At 48.1% G+C, this 19,815-nt stretch carries 21 protein-coding genes; 7 read left to right on the top strand and 14 right to left on the bottom strand.

Annotated elements, in window-relative coordinates:
* Positions 1-2: 2 nt before the first annotated feature.
* The 3 genes from bcd to ACQE26_RS12055 all read right to left on the bottom strand — a co-directional run bounded on the left by bcd (position 3) and on the right by ACQE26_RS12055 (position 4,196).
* Positions 3-1,097, bottom strand: coding sequence for a branched-chain amino acid dehydrogenase (bcd, locus tag ACQE26_RS12065; protein WP_060964806.1), 1,095 nt, complete (start codon positions 1,095-1,097; stop codon positions 3-5).
* A gap of 13 nt (positions 1,098-1,110) precedes the next feature.
* Entirely contained in the window at positions 1,111-2,004 is an 894-nt protein-coding gene (gene yqiS, locus ACQE26_RS12060; RefSeq protein ID WP_060964805.1) for a phosphate butyryltransferase, read from the bottom strand.
* A 122-nt stretch (positions 2,005-2,126) separates the two neighbouring features.
* Positions 2,127-4,196 carry a sigma 54-interacting transcriptional regulator gene (locus ACQE26_RS12055; RefSeq protein WP_500469522.1) on the bottom strand — a complete coding sequence of 690 codons (2,070 nt, stop codon included), beginning with the start codon at positions 4,194-4,196 and terminating at the stop codon, positions 2,127-2,129.
* A 153-nt stretch (positions 4,197-4,349) separates the two neighbouring features.
* Here ACQE26_RS12055 and ACQE26_RS12050 point away from each other — a divergent pair, with 153 nt between their 5' ends.
* Positions 4,350-4,592 carry a DUF2627 domain-containing protein gene (locus tag ACQE26_RS12050; RefSeq protein ID WP_016939026.1) on the top strand — a complete coding sequence of 81 codons (243 nt, stop codon included), beginning with the start codon at positions 4,350-4,352 and terminating at the stop codon, positions 4,590-4,592.
* A gap of 27 nt (positions 4,593-4,619) precedes the next feature.
* On the opposite strand, the gene prpB is transcribed toward ACQE26_RS12050, so the two are convergent.
* From prpB to ytaF, 10 genes are all read right to left on the bottom strand, one after another.
* On the bottom strand, positions 4,620-5,525 hold the full coding sequence (gene prpB, locus ACQE26_RS12045; RefSeq protein WP_438420195.1) for a methylisocitrate lyase: 906 nt from the start codon (positions 5,523-5,525) through the stop codon (positions 4,620-4,622).
* Positions 5,526-5,543: 18 nt separating this feature from the next.
* The gene (locus ACQE26_RS12040; protein WP_500469520.1) at positions 5,544-6,971 is read right to left on the bottom strand and encodes a bifunctional 2-methylcitrate dehydratase/aconitate hydratase; all 1,428 of its coding nucleotides are present in this window, start codon (positions 6,969-6,971) and stop codon (positions 5,544-5,546) included.
* Between the two features lie 25 nt (positions 6,972-6,996).
* On the bottom strand, positions 6,997-8,094 hold the full coding sequence (gene mmgD, locus ACQE26_RS12035; RefSeq protein WP_500469519.1) for a citrate synthase: 1,098 nt from the start codon (positions 8,092-8,094) through the stop codon (positions 6,997-6,999).
* Between the two features lie 24 nt (positions 8,095-8,118).
* Positions 8,119-9,252 carry an acyl-CoA dehydrogenase gene (locus ACQE26_RS12030; protein WP_500469517.1) on the bottom strand — a complete coding sequence of 378 codons (1,134 nt, stop codon included), beginning with the start codon at positions 9,250-9,252 and terminating at the stop codon, positions 8,119-8,121.
* 29 nt (positions 9,253-9,281) lie between these two features.
* The gene (locus ACQE26_RS12025) at positions 9,282-10,133 is read right to left on the bottom strand and encodes a 3-hydroxybutyryl-CoA dehydrogenase (RefSeq protein ID WP_500469515.1); all 852 of its coding nucleotides are present in this window, start codon (positions 10,131-10,133) and stop codon (positions 9,282-9,284) included.
* A gap of 20 nt (positions 10,134-10,153) precedes the next feature.
* Positions 10,154-11,335 carry an acetyl-CoA C-acetyltransferase gene (locus ACQE26_RS12020; protein ID WP_500469513.1) on the bottom strand — a complete coding sequence of 394 codons (1,182 nt, stop codon included), beginning with the start codon at positions 11,333-11,335 and terminating at the stop codon, positions 10,154-10,156.
* 135 nt (positions 11,336-11,470) lie between these two features.
* Positions 11,471-12,208, bottom strand: coding sequence for a glycerophosphodiester phosphodiesterase (locus tag ACQE26_RS12015; protein ID WP_500469512.1), 738 nt, complete (start codon positions 12,206-12,208; stop codon positions 11,471-11,473).
* An 87-nt stretch (positions 12,209-12,295) separates the two neighbouring features.
* Positions 12,296-12,922, bottom strand: coding sequence for an N-acetylmuramoyl-L-alanine amidase family protein (locus tag ACQE26_RS12010; protein ID WP_500469510.1), 627 nt, complete (start codon positions 12,920-12,922; stop codon positions 12,296-12,298).
* 19 nt (positions 12,923-12,941) lie between these two features.
* Positions 12,942-13,235: a lipoprotein YqiH gene (yqiH, locus tag ACQE26_RS12005; protein WP_500469508.1), complete on the bottom strand. Its 294-nt coding sequence runs from the start codon at positions 13,233-13,235 to the stop codon at positions 12,942-12,944.
* 331 nt (positions 13,236-13,566) lie between these two features.
* Positions 13,567-14,199, bottom strand: a complete 633-nt coding sequence (ytaF, locus tag ACQE26_RS12000) for a sporulation membrane protein YtaF (RefSeq protein ID WP_438420203.1) — start codon at positions 14,197-14,199, stop codon at positions 13,567-13,569.
* A gap of 147 nt (positions 14,200-14,346) precedes the next feature.
* Here ytaF and ACQE26_RS11995 point away from each other — a divergent pair, with 147 nt between their 5' ends.
* From ACQE26_RS11995 to alr, 6 genes are all read left to right on the top strand, one after another.
* Positions 14,347-14,979: a helix-turn-helix domain-containing protein gene (locus ACQE26_RS11995; protein ID WP_016939014.1), complete on the top strand. Its 633-nt coding sequence runs from the start codon at positions 14,347-14,349 to the stop codon at positions 14,977-14,979.
* Positions 14,980-15,271: 292 nt separating this feature from the next.
* A complete protein-coding gene (locus ACQE26_RS11990; RefSeq protein WP_500469505.1) occupies positions 15,272-15,409 on the top strand; it encodes a hypothetical protein in 138 nt (45 codons plus the stop codon).
* Between the two features lie 94 nt (positions 15,410-15,503).
* Entirely contained in the window at positions 15,504-16,622 is a 1,119-nt protein-coding gene (locus tag ACQE26_RS11985; protein WP_500469504.1) for an NADH-dependent flavin oxidoreductase, read from the top strand.
* 124 nt (positions 16,623-16,746) lie between these two features.
* Positions 16,747-16,959, top strand: coding sequence for a spore germination protein (locus ACQE26_RS11980; RefSeq protein WP_500469502.1), 213 nt, complete (start codon positions 16,747-16,749; stop codon positions 16,957-16,959).
* A gap of 125 nt (positions 16,960-17,084) precedes the next feature.
* Entirely contained in the window at positions 17,085-17,297 is a 213-nt protein-coding gene (locus ACQE26_RS11975) for a spore germination protein (protein WP_003153181.1), read from the top strand.
* Positions 17,298-17,482: 185 nt separating this feature from the next.
* A complete protein-coding gene (alr, locus tag ACQE26_RS11970) occupies positions 17,483-18,664 on the top strand; it encodes an alanine racemase (RefSeq protein WP_500469500.1) in 1,182 nt (393 codons plus the stop codon).
* A gap of 142 nt (positions 18,665-18,806) precedes the next feature.
* Here alr and spo0A read toward each other — a convergent pair whose 3' ends face one another.
* On the bottom strand, positions 18,807-19,607 hold the full coding sequence (gene spo0A / locus ACQE26_RS11965; protein ID WP_003153177.1) for a sporulation transcription factor Spo0A: 801 nt from the start codon (positions 19,605-19,607) through the stop codon (positions 18,807-18,809).
* Between the last annotated feature and the right edge of the window lie 208 nt (positions 19,608-19,815).

Genomic DNA, 19,815 nt, shown 5'->3' with positions numbered 1-19,815 from the left:
TCCTACCGTCTGCTTAATATGCTTTGGCCGTTTTGCAAAAACTGGCTTCTTGAACGGCGCATGCGCTCAATTCGTTCCTCAGCAAGACGGTCAGCCGCTAAGTATGTCGGAATGCCGTCACGCGCGGAAATATCGAGCACCCGTTCAATGTTTGCATAGATGCCTTCAACCTTTTTCAAAGCCCGCTCTGCATTGTAGCCGTAAAGTTCATCTGCTACATTGATGACGCCGCCGGCATTGATGACATAGTCCGGTGCGTATACGATTCCCATCTCATGAATGGTATCGCCGTGACGTGTTTCTTTCAGCTGGTTATTGGCCGCTCCCGCAATGACTTTCGCCTTCAGCTGTGTAATCGTGTCATCGTTAATGACGGCACCGAGAGCACACGGGGCATAAATATCGCACGCCTGTGAGTAAATGTCGTCCGGATCGACTGCACGGGCGCCAAAGTCCTCAACGGCACGTTTAACAGATTCTTTATTGATATCCGTCACGATTAGAGAAGCACCTTCTTCGTGAAGGTGGCGGCAAAGATTGTAAGCCACATTTCCCACGCCTTGCACGGCAATTGTTTTTCCTTCCAGTGAATCAGTGCCGAACGCCGCTTTAGCGGCAGCTTTCATCCCTTTGTATACGCCGTACGCCGTAACCGGAGACGGATTTCCTGAGGAACCGAATGCAGGAGAAATCCCTGTTACATAGTCTGTTTCATCATGAATAATATCCATATCTTCAACGGTGGTGCCGACGTCTTCCGCCGTAATATATCTTCCGTTTAAGCCTTGGATGTACCGGCCGAATGCGCGGAACATTTCTTCATTCTTATCCTTGCGCGGGTCCCCGATAATAACGGTTTTCCCGCCGCCCAGGTTTAGCCCGGCAGCCGCATTTTTATAAGTCATGCCTTTTGCGAGTCTTAATGCATCTTCAATCGCAGCTTCTTCACTGTCATATGTCCACATTCTTGTTCCGCCGAGTGCAGGACCGAGCGTGGTATCGTGAATCGCGATGATCGCTTTTAATCCAGATTGTTCATCTTGGCAGAATACCAATTGTTCGTAATCATAAGTCTCCATATATTTAAAAATTTCCATAGGTTCGTTCCTCCTACTGTTCTTGTGATGCGCAAATCGCAAGCGCAATTGAATACAGTTTATTTTCTGCGGTATCCGCTCTGCTCGTTAATGCAATCGGCGCCTTCGCACCGGCGATGACGGCAGCAACATTTGCTTTCGCAAAATAAATCATTGACTTATAAAGCATATTTCCAGCCTCAATTGAAGGAACCAAGAGAATATCCGCCTGGCCCGCAACGCTTCCGGAAATTCCTTTTTGGAGCGCGGCCGCTTGGGATACGGCATTATCCAAAGCGAGCGGTCCGTCCGCAATGCAGCCCGTAATCTGTCCTCTATTGCACATTTGGACGATTGCAGCGGCGTTCAGCGTCGCCTCCATTTTCGGGTTGACCGTTTCAATTGCGGCAAGGACTGCAGCTTTTGGCATAGGGTTCCCTACTGAATGCGCGACATGAACCGCATTTTGCAGAATATGCCGAAGCTCTTCAAGAGACGGGGCAATGTTCAGCGCCGAATCCGTTACATACATCAGCCGGTCATAGTCCGGCACCTCAAAAACGGCTACATGTGATAACACCTTCTTTGAACGCAGCCCTTCCTGTCGGTTTAACACTGATTTCAGAAGAGTTGAGCTCGGCAGATTCCCTTTCATTAAAATATCAGCCTCTTGTTCACGCACTGCTCGCACTGCTTTTGCAGCAGATTCTTCGGGTGAATCGGCGTGGACGATTTCAGCATTAAACTTCGGCTCGTTTGCCAGGAGTTCTTTCAGCTTTTCACTGTCACCCGTCAGTAAAAATCGTGCCGATAAATGTTCTGCCGCCATTTTGACAGCTTGGATCACTTCTTTATCTGCTGCGTGGGCCACTGCAATGGTTTTTGCGTTTTTTGCCGCGGCTTTTTCAACTAGGTCTCTCAGCTTCATTTTGTACCACCTTCCTTGTGTGAATCCGCTTTTATCAATGCAAGTTCCGTGCCAAATATGCGGGAGGGTTATTACGGCCTTTTTTTAAGAAAACATGCAGCTGGTTGCGCTGTTTCTGCAATTTATTGCATGCCGTCATTTGCAAGGCCGTACTTGTCCATTTTGTAGTACAGATTCCGAATGCTGACACCAAGCGCTTTTGCCGTTTTGGTTCGGTTGAATTTGTGCTTTTCAAGTGTTTTTTGAATGACATGCGCTTCAAATTTTTCAACGGCTTGAGAGAGTTTTTCTCCTTCCACATCCGGAAAATCACTCTGGGCGCCGTTTTTTTCATTCAGCTCTGTTTCAAAAACAGGCAGATGCTGCTGTTCGATCCGCTCCATGTTCGGCTCTAAAAAGATCATCGCCCGGCCGAGCACATTTTCGAGCTCTCGTACGTTTCCAGGCCAGCTGTAGGCTGATAAAGCACGCAGCGCGTTGGGCGAGAGTCCCTTTACGTTGCGTCCGTAATCCTGATTGATTTTTTCAATGAGCCTAATGCTCAGCGCTTCTATATCTTCTTTGCGCTGCCGAAGCGGCGGGATGGAGATCGGATAGCGGTTAATCCGGTAATACAGGTCTTCCCGGAACGTCCCTTCCGCCATGGCTTTTTCGATATTGACATTTGTCGCTGCGATAATTCTGACATTGACAGAAATCGCTTTAGCGCCGCCGACTCTGATAATTTCTTTTTCCTGCAGAACCCTGAGCAGCTTTGCCTGGGTGCTTTGGGTCAGCTCCCCGATTTCATCTAAGAAAATGCTGCCGTTATTCGCTTCTTCAAAAAGCCCTTTTTTGCCCCCGCGCCTCGCGCCCGTAAACGCGCCTTCCTCATAGCCGAAAAGCTCGGATTCAAGCAGTGATTCAGACAGGGCCGCACAATTGACCCTGATGAATTTATTGTATTTTCGGTCGCTTTCATTATGGATGGCGTGGGCGAAAAGTTCTTTCCCGGTGCCGGATTCTCCCCGCAGCAGAATCGTCGCCGGCGTTTTCGCCCCGAGCTTCGCCTGTTCAAGGGCGACCAGCATTTGTTCACTCGTGCCGATAATGTCATCAAACGTGTATTTCGCTTCAAGCGTGCGGATGATCTGGCGCGCCCGGTTCAATTCAGCCGTCAGCGTTTTAATTTCTGACACATCGTGAATGACGCCGACGCTGCCTTTTAAAATACCGTCGACAATAACGGGGGCAACATTCACAATGACATCCTTTTTATTAGGGCCGACTTTCATCCTTACCCCCCGTACGGGCCGCCTTGTCCCCAATACTTTCAGATGCATGCTTTCCCCTTCCGAAATATCGGTGGAGGCGGGTTTTCCGATGACTTCGCTTTCTGCCAGCCCGGTCATTTTTGTATACGCTTTGTTGATTAACATTCCGATGCCGTTTTCATCAACGACGGAAATGGCTTCGTCTGACGATTGAATAATCGCTTCAAGCATAGTGCGGATTTGTTTTAAGTTCGTGACCTCTTCTGCCAGCTCAACCGCGTCCGTGATGTCTTTAAACACACATAACGCCCCGAGAAGCTTCCCGCCTTCATCAATGATCGGCAGTCTTGTCGTGACAATCTGAAGGTGCTTTCCGAGGAGCTGCTTCTGGTTATACTCCGGCTCTCTCGTTTCCAAAATCCGCGGCAGTTTTGTGTTCGGCACTACGTCTTTAATTTGGCGGCCGATGACATCTTCCCGTTTTTGACCGACCATTTTTTCAGCCATCTGATTAAATAAAATGATCTTTTCATTGACGTCTATAAAAATCATGCCGTCGTGCGTTGAATTAAAAATCCGGTCATGCTTATACGTCTGGGACTTCAGCATTTGAATAAGCTCCTGTTTTTCCTCCATCAGCTGAAACATCATGTACGCCAATTTTCCCGGCATGACGATGGTTTGTTCTTTTTTCTGTTGGAGCAGCTCATCCATGACCGCTTTGTCGCCCGTTGTATGGATGATGATATCTATATCTTCGGTTATGTAAGATTTCCAATCTGATGAGGTTGCAATTCCATATTTCCGGGCTTCTTGCAGCCCTTGCGCCTCCGGATCTTGATCAACCACCGCAATAATTTGGATCAGCTTTGTTTTCATCAAAATCTGTAAGAGCGCCGTGCCTCCTTTACCAGCACCTATAATCAGCACCTTCTGCATCCCGATACCCCTTTATATGAAAAAATTTGCACACCTGTATTTTCCGTTGCAATAATTTGCACAACCCCTATGTTACCATGTTTTCATCTCTTGACAAAATATTTTTTCGATTGGACAATAAAGGAAATCACATCGTAAAGGGGTTTTCTGAATATGAGCCGGCTTGTTGCGCTTTTGATTCTCGTCCTCCCCGGCGCTGTCGCGGCGCTCGGCATTAAGCTGATGAGAGATGCATTATTCGGGCATGTGTTTGCCCCGTTTCCGTCCCTTTTTCTTCAGGGAGCTGCCGGACTGGCGTTTTTTTTATTCGGCCTTTATATTCTGGCCGGGTTTATTCTGTACAGAGATCGGAAACGCAACCAGGTCAGCCCGCGGTTCAGGAAAAAAAAGCTGTAAAAAAAGCCCTTGTAAAAAAGGGCTTTTTCAGTCGTCCGGCAGTATCGTTTTGGCAATGGATTGATCCAGTTCTTCATAGTCATCATAAGCGATCGTTTCATATAATTCTTTTCTCGTCTGCATATCGGAAAGCCCCGCTTTTTGCGAGCCTTCTTCTTTTATAAGGCGGAAAATACGCTCAAAAGCCTTGGCCGCCGTTCTGAGTGATGTGACCGGGTAAATGACCATGTGACAGCCCATATCGGAAAATTCTTCCGCACTGTAATACGGCGTTTTCCCGAACTCGGTCATATTTGCGAGAACCGGCACACTGGTTTGTTTGGAAAACGCTCTAAATTCGCTTTCTGATTGGAGCGCTTCCGGAAAAATAGCGTCAGCCCCCGCTTTTATATAAGCGTCCGCTCTTTTTATGGCGCCCTCCAGCCCTTCCTGCTGTCTGGCGTCTGTCCTTGCAACAACGAGAAGAGTCGGCGCGGCCTGCTTGATCGCTTTGATTTTCTGCGCCATTTCTTCAATCGGCACGAGCTGCTTTCCATTCAGATGCCCGCATTTTTTCGGCAGGCGCTGATCCTCCATCTGCACGGCGGCTGCGCGCGCTTCATACATTTCTTTCGCCGTCCGGGCAGCATTCAGGATACCACCGAAACCCGTATCAATGTCCACTAGGACGGGCAGATCAGACGAGCGGACCAAATCTTTAACCCGTTCAGCCATTTCCGCCGACGTGATGATGCCTAAATCGGGCAGCCCTCTGCTCGCCGTGTAAGCCGCGCCTGATAAATAAAGAGCCGAAAACCCCGTTTTCTTGGCGATAAGAGCAGCCATCGCATCATGAGCGCCGGGGATCTGCAATATATCCGGCGCTGTCATCAGCGTACGGAACCGCTCTGCAAGCTCCTCTTGAGACGACTGCCTGCTGACGATCCACGTCATGTTTGTCACCCTCCTATTTTATATGAGAAATAAGTCCATAAATTCAATAACGCTGAGCTGCTGCATCCGTCCGCTATGTCTGCAGGCTTCTTCTATTTTACGCTGCTGCTTCAATGAAAAATGAGTGCTGATGTTTGCTGAAAACTTGGCAAGAATATTCGGTACGGCTTCGTTTCTGCGGAACCGGTGCCCGAGCGGGTATTCACATTCGATCCGTTCCGTAGCTGTGCCGTCTGTAAAATGCACCTGTACGGCATTTGAGATGGATCGCTTATGCGGGTCTAAGTAATCCTTTGAGTACGCTTTGTGTTCCGTCACCTCCATTTTGCCCCGCAATGTATCAATTCGCGGGTCAGACGCCGTTTCCTCTTCATAATGATCTGCCTTTATATCTCCGAAAAGAAGCCCGATTGCCGTAATGTACTGCAGGCAATGATCCCGGTCTGCCGGATTGTGAAGCGGACCTTTTTTATCGATAATCCGGATTGCTGATTCATGCGTCATAATCGTGATCCTGTCAATTTCCCCGATGCGGTCTTTCACCTGCGGATGGAGCCGGACCGCGCATTCCGCCGCTGTCTGGGCGTGGAATTCAGCCGGGTAGGATACTTTAAACAATACATTCTCCATCACATAGGACCCAAGCGGGCGGGCAAGCTTTATTTCCTGCCGGTTAAATAATACGTCTTGAAATCCCCACACCGGTGCGGTCAGCGCCGTCGGGTACCCCATTTCACCTTTTTGCGCCATCAGGGCCAAATACACGCCTCTGCTCGTCGCGTCACCGGCTGCCCATGATTTGCGCGATCCGGTGTTCGGCGCATGCCGGTACGTTCTGAGGCTTGAATTATCAATCCAGGCGTGAGATACGGCGTTATTGATTTCCGCTTTTGAGCCTCCCAGCATGTGGGCGCAAACAGCCGCAGTCGCCACTTTCACAAACAGCACATGATCAAGCCCGACTCTGTTTAAACTGTTTTCTAAAGCGAGAATTCCTTGAATTTCGTGCGCTTTGATCATTGCGCGAAGCACATCGCGTACGGTAAGCGGTTCTTTCCCTTCAGACATTCTCACTCTGGAAATATAGTCCGCACAAGCCAATATGCCTCCGAGATTGTCAGACGGATGGCCCCATTCCGCCGCAAGCCACGTATCATTATAATCGAGCCACCTGTTGATGCATCCGATATTAAAGGCGGCCGTGACGGGGTCTAATACAAAAGGCGTGCCCGGGACCCTGCTGCCGTTCGGTACAGCGGTTCCCGGGACAATCGGGCCGAGCAGCTTTGTACATTCGGGATAGCTGAGCGCCAAAATTCCGCAGCCTATCGTATCAAGAAGCACATGTCCTGCCGTAGTGAAAGCTTCTGAACTGTCAATCTCCTGATGGAGCACGTAATCAGAAATCTCTTCGATCACGGCATCCATTCGGCGGGTTTCTGTCATGTTTTCATCTTCCTTTCTTGTCTGTTTACAGGCGCGCTCCGGTATAGCGGACACGCGGGCGGAAAAGCCGGTTTCTGCTGTGCTGTTCAATGACGTGCGCGCACAGGCCGACGGTTCGTGCGCTGAAGAATATAGGCGTGTACAGCGGTATCGGAATGCCGAGCATGTAATAGACCGGCGCTGCGTAGTAATCTAAATTCGGATAAAGGCCTTTTTTCTCCCGCATGACGGTTTCGCCGGCTTCACACATGTGATAGAGACGGAAATCCCCAGAGAGATCAGACAGCTTTCTCAGCGCTTCTTTCATCATGAGCGCCCTCGGGTCCATTTTTTTCATGTAGACACGGTGGCCGAAGCCCATGATTTTTTCTTTGTTTGCGAGTTTTTGAGTTAACAAGTGAATAAACCCGTCTGTATCCTTCGCTTCTTCAAGCATGTACATAACCGCTTCGTTCGCTCCGCCATGAAGGTTTCCCTTAAGCGAGGCGACGGCTCCGGTGAGAGCGCCGTAAATATCCGATTGCGTCGAAGCGATGACACGGGCCGTAAATGTTGAGTTCGGCAATTCATGCTCACTGTATAAAAGAAGCGACCTGTCGAATATTTCTTCTTCCAAGGAGGACGGTTTTTTTCCGGTAATCATATATAAAAAGTTTGCGCTGTACGATAAGGTTCCGACAGGCGCTAAAGGTTCCTGACCGTTTATGATACGATAGCTGTTGACGGTCAGATTGGGCATTTTGCCTATCAGCCCGCGGACACGGTGCCGATTTACAGAAGAGGTGCGGTCATCAATATCCTTGTCAAAGCCGCCAAGCGCGGACAAGCCTGTCCTCAGACCGTCCATCGGATGAGTATGTTCAGGCAGCAGACGGCATATATGCAAGATTTCCTCGGGAAGGTCTCCGCCGCGCCGGATGTCATCTTCAAGCGCCGCCTTCTCTTTCGCATCAGGAAGTCTGTCTTCCAATAAGAGATGGACAATGTCCATATAGCCGGCCGTTTTAGAAAGCTCGATCAGATCATGGCCTTTGATTAAAATCCTGCCCTGCTGTGTATCCAAAAAAGAAATTCCCGTTTCCACCGCAATGACGCCATCTAAACCGGGAGAATAAGATTCCATGGTTTCGCTCCTTTTCCGCGCTTTTTATTGAAGAAGATACTTAGAAATAATCAGCCTTTGAATCTCATTGGTGCCCTCATAGATTTGCGTGACCTTCGCATCCCGAAATAAACGCTCCGCGGGATACTCTTTCATATAGCCGTAGCCGCCGTGAATCTGCACAGCCTCCACTGCCGCTTTCATCGCCGCATCAGACGCGAATTGCTTTGCCATCGATGCTTCTTTTCCGCACGGAAGCCCGCGCTGATACAGATCAGCGGCATGATAGACTAATAGTTTGGCAGCTTCCGCATTCGTCGCCATGTCAGAAAGTTTAAAAGAAACGGCCTGATTCGAGGCAATGGGCCTGCCGAACTGGCTGCGGGTTTTAGCGTATTCCGCCGAGCAGCCGAGCGCCGCTTCGATAATTCCGAGCGCCTGAGCTGCTATGCCGATCCGTCCGACATCTAGGTTTTTCATGGCGATTGAAAAACCCTCGCCCTCTTCGCCGAGCCGGTTTTCAATTGGAATTTCCGCTTGGTCAAATTGCAATTCGACGGTATTGGAACCTAACAATCCGAGCTTTTTTTCTTTCTTTCCGACAGAAAAGCCGGGTGTGTTTTTTTCAACGATAAAAGCGGAAATCCCCTTTCTCCCTTTATCCGGGTCCGTTAAGGCAAATGTCAGATACAGATCTGCCGCTCCGCCGTTTGTAATAAAGATTTTTGAACCGTTCAGAATATATGAACCGCCTTTTCGCACAGCCGTTGTTTTCAGGCTTCCCGCATCAGATCCGGATTGAGGCTCAGTAAGCGCAAAAGCCCCGACGTATTCGCCCGCTGCCAGCTTTGGAATATACCTTTGTTTTTGGTCTTCTGTCCCGAAATGGAGAATCGGGTTTGTCCCTACCGATGTGTGGACGGATAAAATGACGCCGACAGCCGCGCTGACTTTTGATATTTCATGAATCGCTAAAATGTAAGATGTTGTATCAGCCCCCGCTCCGCCGTATGCTTCCGGGACGGGGATGCCCATTAACCCCGCTTCTCCCATTTTTTTAATCAGCCGGTCCGGAAATTCATCGGTTGTTTCCATGATCTCAACCATCGGTGCGATTTCCTTGCGTGCAAAATCGCGCACCATTTTTCTCATCATGATGTGCTCTTCTGTAAAATGCACGGCTGCAGGCCTCCCCCATGATTTTTATGTCATCTGTTGTACTCATAAAAACCGCGCCCGCTTTTTTTGCCGAGCCAGCCGGCGCTGACATATTTTCTGAGCAGCGGGCATGGGCGGTATTTCGAATCTCCGAACCCCGCATAGAGAACCTCCATGATGGAAAGGCATGTATCCAATCCGATGAAGTCGGCTAATGTTAAAGGCCCCATCGGATGACGCATGCCGAGCTTCATCACTTCATCAATCGCTTCCTTTGAAGCCGCCCCTTCGTAAAGGCAATAAACGGCCTCGTTAATCATCGGCATTAATATACGGTTAGATATAAAGCCGGGAAAATCATTGACTTCAACAGGCGTTTTTTTCATCCGGACGGCAAGCTTCTTTACTGTTTCCGCCGTTTCTTCCGACGTAGCAAGCCCTCTGATGACCTCGACAAGCTCCATGACAGGAACCGGATTCATAAAATGCATGCCGATTACTTTGTCAGGTCTTTTTGTGACAGCAGCAAGCTCTGTAATAGGAAGAGAAGACGTATTGCTTGCCAATACGGTATGAGGGAGACACATTTTATCAAGTGTGCCGAGTAATTCAGTCTTTGCTGTTTTGTTTTCGGCAATGGCTTCTATTACAAAATCAGCATCTCCCGCTTCTGTGAGCGCTGCCGGGGAGATGCGGCTGAAAACGGATTCTGTTTCATGCCGTGTCTTGCGTCCTTTCGCCTGATCTTTCTCCAGATTTGTCTTTATGCGGTAAAGGCCTTTTGTCACTGATTCCGGCTCCACATCGTATAACATGACGGAAAACCCAGCTTCTGCAGCCGTCTGCGCGATACCTGCTCCCATCTGACCCGCACCTGCGACCATGATTGTTTTCATTTTCATCTGACGCTCCCCTCGTTATATCAGTACACCTCGAGCAGGACGGCGTCTCCTTGGGCCGCTCCGCTGCATATAGCCGCTATGCCTAAACCTCCCCCGCGCCGCTTTAATTCGTATATCAAACTCATGATGATTCTGGCGCCGCTTGCGCCGATCGGATGGCCGAACGCGATCGCTCCTCCGTTTACATTCACTTTCTCCCGGCTGAATCCGGCAATCTTTTCGCTGACGAGCACGACGGACGCAAATGCTTCGTTTACTTCAAACAAATCAATATCGTCAACGGACAGACCGGTTTTTTTCAAAAGCCGGCTGATCGCCTCTCCCGGTGCGCTGGCAAGCTCAGACGCTTCCAGTCCGACAGACGCAAAGCCAAGTATCGCAGCAAGCGGTCTGACATGCTGCTTCGCGGCCTTTTCCTCTGACATCAGCACAAATGCTCCGGCGCCGTCATTTACACCGGGAGCGTTTCCCGCTGTTACCGTTCCGCCGGCTGTAAAAATAGGCTTAAGCTTTGCGAGCTGCTCAAGACTTGTATCAGGGCGCAGCCCCTCATCCTGCGTAACAGTATGCTGTTTGCCCTTTTTGCCGGTCCAAGTAACCGGAACGATTTCTTCTTGCAATTTGCCCGTCTCAGCCGCCTCAGCTGCGCGTTTCTGGCTTAAAAGAGCGTAATGATCCTGTTCATCTCGGGAAATGCCGTACTTTTCGGCCGCAGCGCTTCCGTGGACAGCCATATGCACCTGATCGAACGCACAGGTCAGCCCGTCATGAACCATTAAATCCTGAAAAACCCCGTCTCCCATTCTTATACCCCAGCGGCCGGCCGGAATGGCGTATGGGATGTTGCTCATGCTTTCCATTCCGCCTGCAATCAGCACGGCCGCATCATTTGCCCGGATGATTTGATCACAGAAGGTAACGGCTCTGAGCCCCGATGCACAAACCTTATTAATGGTTTCAGCCGGGACGGACCATGGAAGCCCGGCATACCTTGCAGCCTGCCGTGCCGGAATCTGCCCCGCACCCGCTTGGACGACCATTCCCATCACCGCTCCTTCTGCTTCGCTTTCACCGATGCCGGCGCGCTTGATTGCTTCTTTTATGGCAATGCCGCCAAGCTCGGCTGCTTTTACCTCTTTTAATGCACCGCCGAATTTTCCGAACGGTGTTCTTGCCGCACTGACGATAACCGTTTTCCCCACACTTTTGCCTCACTTTCAATAAAATAAGATAACGCTTACATAAAAGGCCCTGTTACACTATATGAACCTCCTGATCACGTTATGATCGCCCCTCCGGTTTCTGCCCATAAAAAAAAGACTGTCTGAACAGTCTTCTTAATGGCGGCATTCTTCTTTTATAGAAACAGCCAGCTTTGGATAATCGGTAAAAAATGCGTCTGCTCCCGCTTTCATCAGCTGCTTCATATCTTCCGGACGATTAACGGTGAACGGACGGAGCTTCACTTGGTGTTTTACAAGATGCTTGACCGCTTCAGCGCTGACCGCCGGCGTACCAAGCTTAGGATGATAACCTGAAGCGGGAATTGAAGCGAGATACTGTTCAGGCCGGTACAGCACATCCATCGTCAGCACCGCCCGTTCAATCTCAGGCGCCAAGGCATGGCAAAGCGCAAGGCTCTCATGATTAAATGAAGAAAAAATAACGCGCTTTTCCAATCCGTAATACCTGACTTTTTTGATCACTTCTTTTTCCATTCCCTCGTAGCGGAATACACTGTTTTTCAGCTCAATATTGATCAGAAAATCGGCGCGCTCCGCAAAACGCAGCACGTCTGACAAAAGCGGAATTCTGACTCCTTTAAAAGAATCTTTCCATTTTCCGGCGGCATCGGCGGTTCTGATTTTGTCATACGCCGTATCTTTCACAAATCCTTGTAAAGACGTCGTTCGGTCAAGGGTTTCATCGTGGATGACCACGATACGGCCGTCTTTTGTCATCTGTACGTCAAGTTCGATTCCGTCCGCCCCGTCCTCAATCGCTTTTGTGAACGCGGGCATCGTATTTTCGGGATAGTCGCCCGACGCCCCCCGGTGGGCAAAAATAGTCGTCATATGTGTCACCTCAGGTGTTTGTCATCGGTTTTCTCTATTATAATCGTTATGCACGTAAGGCGGGCGCTATTTACACATATTTTACGATTATCGGCCGCTGTAATAGGTTTCGATTCCATTTACAATAGCATCGGCGGCGTGTTCTTGCCCGTTAGCGTTTTTCAGCTTGTCCGCATCTTGAGGATTTGTGATAAAGCCTAATTCAGCCAGCACACTAGGCATTTTTGAATATGTAATGACATAAAAAGGGGCTTCTTTTACACCTCTGTCCCTCATCTCTAGAGACGAAACAAGCTGCTGTTGGATATCAGAAGCAAGCCTTTCGCTGTCTGCTCCTTCATATGTTGAATTAAAATACGTTTCTGTACCTGATGCTGTCGATACGGCTGAGTTCGTATGAAGGCTGACGAATAAATCGGATTGGCTGGCGCTTGCTTTCGCCACCCGCTCGTCCAAACTTAAAAAAGTATCGTCAGTCCTTGACGCAACAGATGTTGCACCTTCTGCTTCCAATTTGGCGGCTACCTTGTTTGACACCGCTAAATTGATGTTTTTCTCCAACAGTCCATTTCCCCCGGCCCCGCTGTCTTCTCCGCCATGGCCGGCATCAATATAGATGGTCTTCCCTTGCAAAGGTTCGGCTGCATAAGCGGACGGCGCAAGCAGAAGCAGGGCGGCACCGAAGGCAGCAGCGCTTTTTGTCAGTAAGCCCACGTTTTTTCCTCCCCGTTTTTCACATATCTGTTTCTTTTTTCAGTTCTTCAAGCCGTAATTGTCCGTTGCTCTCTTTTTTATAGGTGATTTGCACCGCCGTATGTTCAGGCAGAAACTGACATTCAAAACGCTTAGCAAAAGGCACCTTCACCTCGTGCCGCTCTCCGTCAATTTCCAGTGCGATCGTATCGTTTCCGGCCGCTTTTATAAATGTTCCTTCCTGTGTAAATGACGGCGCCGAATCCGCCTCAGCGGTATACTCGCAGCCTGATAGCAGCCATGCAGTGAAGATCAGAAGTATGACAGACTTCACACAGATCACCTCACGTTTTCTCATTCGGCTTTATCTTTGTACAGAATGGCGGATTTGTAAAGGGCGCCTTCGTCCCTCCAGCGATTTTCCATATTTGGAATAAAGGCTTTCTGACCCGCCGATTACCTGAACTTAGAAAGAAAGCGAGCTGATCCGTCTATGAAAAAGGTTCTGTCTGATGGCCGGATATGCAAAATTTAACGGAAACGGACGACTTTCTATTCATTTTGAAAAAATGACAGATCGGCAAAAAAAGAGAGCCCGTCATGCGCTCTCCCGAATAGAATGATTCATATTTATTTTGAGCTTTTCATAAAATGAACGGGACAACTTAAAAGAGCAGCGTATTGACGGCAATGATGAGAATAATCACTCCGCTCAGCACCGTGCTGAACTGTCCGACATGGAAAGAACCGATGCGAAGTGACGCAGCTTTTTTCCCGAGCAGGCAGCCGATCCATATGGTCAGAAAGCTTCCGATCGCCGCAGTGATGGAAATGGCAGCGGGAGAAAGCCCGATCAGGCCCGCGCTTAATCCGTTGGTCAGCGCATTTGCGGATACGGCCACCCCGAGAACCATGGATTCCAGTATACCGATTTCTCCCGAACCGTCAGCATCCGCTGTCTCCGGATTTTGCAGCAGACCGGCGAAACGGCCTTTTTTTCCAGACGTGTCAGCAGGCGCTGTATTTCCTTTTTTTCTCGGCACAGCCAGCAGGATGATGCGGATACCGATTACAGATAAAATAAAAGCCGCCAGCAAAACGGGAAAAAAGCCCGGTAAAACAGCTGAAATCCATTTGCCGAAATAAATTCCGATATAACTGAATAAAAAACAGATAAAAGCGATCATTGTATTTGATGCGTGCGATATTTTGATCTTTCTGATGCCGTATGACATCCCCACTCCTAAATTATCAATGCTCGAGGACACTGCCAAACCTAAAATCAATAACCAAGCCATGTTATGTTCTCCCCATTCTTTGATGTCTTTTCAACATGTTGTGCTGTTCCAATCTACACTATCCTATTCATCAGCACAGAAAAGGTACCTTTTCTGCAAAAATTATTGACTGATTATCATCATTCCGGCGGAAACGAGGTGACACCCTTGGCAGAAAATGAACATAAGACATTGGGCCCCCTTTTAAAATCACTGCTTGATAAGCACTCTCTCTCCATGAGAAAACTCGGCGCATTAGCCAACATTGATACGGCCACCATCTCCCGGATTATAAACGGCAAGCAAAAGGCCAATTTAAAGCATCTTCAGGAATTTTCAAAGCACCTCCGCACCCCGCTGGAGGAATTGCTTGAAGCGTCAGGAATAGACATCGGCCATGAAAAAGAGACTGCGCCGCAAGATCCGATGCACGCGATTCAGGATATGCTGAACATGGCGGAGATGTTTGATCAGCCTTTTTCCCGTGAACAAATAGAACGCGAGCTGACCAGATATGAACAATATGCCAAAACCCAGCAGGGCCATCGCCTGATTTGTGATGAGTTTCAAAAGAAAATGAATAATGAAGAAAGCGTCGGCCCTTTTATTGATCACTTGAAAAACATGCATCATCAATATATGGATGAATCAACACCGGCTGAAGACCGCCCGATTCTCGGGAGTGCGCTCCTGTATTATATTTTAGCGACAGACGTGATTCCGGATTACATGTTTCCGATCGGCTATCTGGATGACGCCATCGCCGTTCAAATCGCTTTGCATCGGCTGAAAAAAAAGTAAAGGCGCCTAAAAAGCGCCCTTTTTTGTTGAAAAATATGAAACACCGCATTACAGTTTTGTCAAAACAGAGACAGCTGTCATATGATACATTAACCTAACAAAAAGGAGGGTGTCTTCTATGGACAGCAACACAGTTGTGGCAGTGTGCGCTCTGTTAAGTGTTGTGATTCAGATCGGAACGATATTCGCCGCAGGAAAGTGGAAAAAAGAATAAAAAACAAATTTGACGGTTTTTTCACACAAGCGTATGCTTATAAATAACCTTGTAAAAGATAAGAAAGAAGATATGCATATGAAAAAAATCATTCTCCTCTTCGCCGCCGCTGTCATATTCAGCTCGATCGGCCATCAAATTTCAGGCGGGTATAAAGATCCTGAAAAGGAACGGAGAAAACCGTTCCATTCGTTTAAATGGTTCGGCCGGTCATAATCCTCAGGAAGAAGAACAAGCAAAATAATTGCACACAATTAAAACATAAGCTAGAATACGGACGAGTTAAACTTTTAAGGAAGAAGGCGAAATAATGAAGCAAACATATAAACCGCTGTTTGAACCTTTTACGTTCGAAAGCGGCGTTACCATACCAAACCGTATTTCCGTTGCGCCGATGACCCACTATTCATCAAACGATGACGGAACGATTTCCGAACGTGAATTGAGCTACATTACTCCCCGTTCAAAAGAAATGGGCATGGTCATTACGGCATGTGCAAACGTAACACCTGACGGCAAAGCGTTTCCCGGCCAGCCTGGCATCTATGATGATTCTCACATTCCGGGCTTGAAAAAACTCGCTCAAGCGATCCAGTCTCAAGGAGCGAAAGCCGTTGTGCAGATTCACCATGGCGGATTGGAATGCCCTCCTGAACTCGTGCCGAATAACGACGTCGTCAGCCCAAGCGGTTCAGAAGAAGACGGCAGACAAACTTCCCGGGCTCTCACTGAACAAGAGATTGAGCACATTGTAAAAGCATTCGGCGAAGCGACACGCAGAGCAATTGAAGCCGGCTTTGACGGTGTTGAAATTCACGGGGCAAACGGATACTTGATTCAACAATTTTATTCTCCGAAAACAAATCAGCGCACAGACCGCTGGGGCGGAAGCGATGAAAAGCGCCTTGCGTTCCCGCTTGCAGTCGTCGACGCTGTCAAACAGGCGATTGATGCACACGCTGAACATCCATTTGTTCTCGGCTACCGCCTGTCACCGGAAGAGCCGGAAACGCCGGGGCTTACAATGAAAGAAACATTCATGCTCGCTGATGCACTTGCGGAAGAAAACTTAGATTATCTGCATATTTCACTGATGGATGTCAATTCCAAAGCCCGTCGCGGCGCAGATACTTCACGGACACGGATGGATTTATTAAACGAACGCGTCGGCCACAAAGTGCCGCTGATGGCGGTCGGTTCCATCTATACCGCGGACGAAGCGCTCGCCGTATTAGAAAGCGGGATTCCGCTGGTGGCTCTGGGACGTGTCATTTTAATTAACCCTGAATGGGCGGTGCAGGTCAAAGAAGGCCGCGAACAGGAAATTGAAAAAGCCATTAAAGCATCTGAAATTGAGAAATACCGACTTCCTGAACCGTTATGGGAAATAATCCAGAATACAGGCGGCTGGGTGCCGTTTGAAAAGTAATCAAAAAACTGCCGGATGTCCGGCAGTTTTTTTGTTTCATAACTTTTTACCGCTTTGTTTACTCCTATTTCTGATACGCAGCGTACATATAGTAAATAGATTAATAGAAAGGAGACCGTATATGATGGCTGGTTTTCCTATTACGATTAACAGTCTTTCCGGGAACGGGGTTCTCAATGTCGGCGGTGCGTTTTCGATAAGCCCTTTAACCGTATCAAAAACCGTCTACGGCTCAGGAGGAGGAAATACAGGGATTGTTCTGCAAATGAATCAATCCAGCACGGCTCAATCTTTAAACTCGCAATTCTCTGATCAAAATGTAACGAAAACACTATGATATCTGTATTTCCCTCCCTTTCCGGCTCACAGCAGCCGGCTTTTTTTTGCCGTTTTGTTTAATCTTATTTCATATTACAGCGTACATATAGATAGTAGATTGTGAGAGAAAGGAGAAAAAATAGAATGAGCGGTTGCCCGATTACGATAAACAACGTATCAGGAAACGGAGTTGTCAATGTTGGCGGCGCCATATCCATCAGTCCGCTGACTGCATCAAAAACCGTTTTCGGTGCCGGAGGGGGAAATATCGGCATTGTCATTCAAAACAATGCTGTAAGCCAGTCCAAAATGTTTGAACACCAATTTTCAGATCAGAATATTGTGAAGTCAATTTAAGGGCTGCCATGCAGCCCTTACTGCATAAATAAAGCAGGCATACTGATTTCCCGAAAACTTGATTTTAAACATCAGCGGTCACCTTCTCATGTTTTGAATGATTTCAGATCAGTGTGAATAAAATGCAGATTGAAAGCATGAAAACACGTCAGTACTGAATTTCATTAAGGAAAGAAGGAATCGCGATGAAAAAACTTTGCCGGGAAGTTTGGATTGAAGTTGACCTTGATGCGATAAAAAAGAATGTACGGGCGATCCGCCGCCATATTCCGAAGAAGTCGAAGATTATGGCCGTCGTAAAAGCAAATGCCTATGGCCACGGCTCTGTGGAAGTAGCGCGGCAGGCACTGGAAAGCGGCGCGAGCGAGCTCGCAGTTGCCAGCGTCGAAGAGGGAATTGTGTTACGGAGAGCGGGAATTAAAGCACCTATCCTTGTGCTCGGCTTTACAGCTCTCAGCTGTGTGAAAAAATCTGCTGTTTGGAATATAACATTATCAGCGTTTCAAGTCAGCTGGGTCAAAAAAGCAAATCAGATATTGGAAAAAGAAGCTGATTCGAAACAGCTGTCCATTCATATCAATGTGGATACCGGAATGGGCCGGCTGGGTGTACGCACAGAAGAAGACCTTTTAGCAGTTGTAAAAGCGCTCAAGTCGAGTACATACCTTTCATGGGACGGGATCTTTACCCATTTTTCAACAGCGGATGAACCTGATACTGAATTGACAATGCTGCAGCATGAAAAGTTTATCAGCTTTCTCCGCTTTTTAAAAAATCAAGACATCCCGCTGCCTACTGTCCATATGTGCAACACAGCCGCCGCTATCGCTTTTCCTGAATTCAGCGCCGATATGATCCGTTTAGGCATTGGTTTATATGGGTTATACCCGTCTGCTTATATAAAGGAGCTCAACCTCGTAGATCTCACGCCCGCACTCAGCTTAAAGGCGCGTATCGCTTATGTGAAAGCCATGGTGACAGAGCCCCGGACCGTCAGTTATGGCGCCACATATATCGCCGAACCGGGTGAAATCATCGCGACAATTCCGATCGGCTATGCTGACGGCTACTCGCGCGCCCTTTCCAACCGCGGGTTTATTCTTCACCGCGGCAGAAGAGTGCCGGTGGCGGGGAGAGTGACGATGGATATGATTATGGTCAGTTTGGGTGATAGTGAGGGCAAACAAGGAGAAGAAGTCGTCATTTACGGCAAACAAAAAGGAGCCGAGATTTCCGTTGATGAAATCGCCGAAATGCTCGGTACGATTAACTACGAAGTTGTATCTGTTTTAAGCCGCCGCGTCCCCCGCTTTTATATCAGAGACGGCGAAATCATCAAAGTATCAGCTCCCGTGTTATATGTGTAGATGCCGTAAATCCCGCTTTTATGCGGCATCAAGGTTCCTCGGGCCGGAGGGATCTTCGTCATCACAAACTCAAAACGCCTTCTCTTCCGCATTCATGCACGGAAAAGAAGGCGTAAAACGTCATCTTGCCATAAAGCTTGCGTTACGAAGCTTTATGCTCCAATCTCAGCTTATCAGCAACCATCGCAATGAATTCTGAGTTGGTTGGTTTTGCTTTTGTCATGCTTACGGTATACCCGAACAGCGAAGAAATGGAATCAATATTTCCCCTGCTCCAAGCGACTTCAATCGCGTGGCGGATGGCCCGTTCTACACGGCTTGCGGTCGTGTTGAATTTTTTGGCGATGTCGGGATAAAGGACTTTTGTGATGCTGCCGAGGAGTTCAATATCGTTGTACACCATGGAAATGGCTTCCCGCAAATAAAGATAGCCTTTAATATGGGCAGGCACACCGATCTCATGGATAATGCTTGTAATGCTGGCATCGAGATTTTTCCGTTTCGGCTCCGGCTGGCTGCGGATGATGCTGCTTTGTGCAGACGGCGCACGGTGTGTGACGCTGCTGACATTTCCGCTTACCTGGCGGATATGGCCGACAAGGTTTTCCATATCAAACGGCTTCAGGATGAAATAGGACGCGCCTAAATCGACGGCTTTTTTCGTAACGTCTTCCTGACCGAATGCCGTCAGCATGATAACGTTCGGCTGTTTCTCAAGCTCTGATTCACGGAGCCGCTCCAAAACCGCAAGTCCGTCCAGATGCGGCATAATAATATCTAAAACGAGCACATCGGGATTTTTATCTTTAAACAAAGAAAGACATTCCTGTCCGTTATAAGCAACGCCGATTACTTCCATATCATCCTGTCCCTCTATATATTCACTCAACAGGCTTACAAGCTCTCGATTATCATCAGCAACACAAACTTTAATTTTCTCCACGTTTCTTCCTCCCCCAATGTATTAACAGGACACAACCTATTTGACTGCTACATGTTACATTCGACAAAACCACTACTTCCCCTTTTAAAAAATCCATATTTACCAATAATAGTGGAATATCTTTGTTTTTCTAGCATTTTCTAGGTTTTTCGACTAAAAATTAAGTTTGACAAATCAGGAAACGTGAATTTGTCGAAAAATCTTCATG

The organism is Bacillus sp. 5RYD7K (genome assembly GCF_059831465.1).
The sequence above is the reverse complement of the archived record's forward strand: the minus strand, read 5'-3'. Positions and strand labels throughout refer to the sequence as shown.